Annotated in this window: 1 pseudogene; it reads right to left on the bottom strand. The window is 68.9% G+C overall.

Features of this window, described 5'->3' with window-relative positions:
- Positions 1 to 415, bottom strand: a pseudogene (locus FG154_RS22080) (hypothetical protein); the annotation flags it as partial.

Genomic DNA, 415 nt, shown 5'->3' with positions numbered 1-415 from the left:
TCGAAGACGATCATGGCCAGCAGGCTCGGGCCGGCCCAGCCGCGCGGGATCGGGTGGAATGGCGCCGGCGCTTGGCTGGTTCGGGCGGCCCTCGAACCAGTGGCGGGCACGCCCTCACTCTCGCAGGCCCGGCAAGTAAACTTCTCCCGAACCGTCTGGATCACCTTCCACTGCCGCGGCAGTTCGCGCCGGTCCGCGAAGCGGCAAAGCGTCCAGTGGACGCTTTGAGGCAAGAACGGGCGGAGCCCATCGAGCGTCTCGTTCGGCGGGGCGATCGTCCACTGGAAGATCACCTTTTCCGCCTCACTGTCTTCCCCCAGCTTCGCGATGCGGTCCGATCCGCGAGCCGGGTGCAGGAGATCGGCGCCGGAACCACCACCCGCTCGCGCGGCAGGTGCTCGGGGAAGGGCTTGCG

Origin of the sequence: Cereibacter sediminicola (assembly GCF_007668225.1) — a bacterium.
Classification (GTDB): Bacteria; Pseudomonadota; Alphaproteobacteria; order Rhodobacterales; family Rhodobacteraceae; genus Cereibacter_A; species Cereibacter_A azotoformans.
This window is presented reverse-complemented; position numbering and strand designations above follow the sequence as displayed.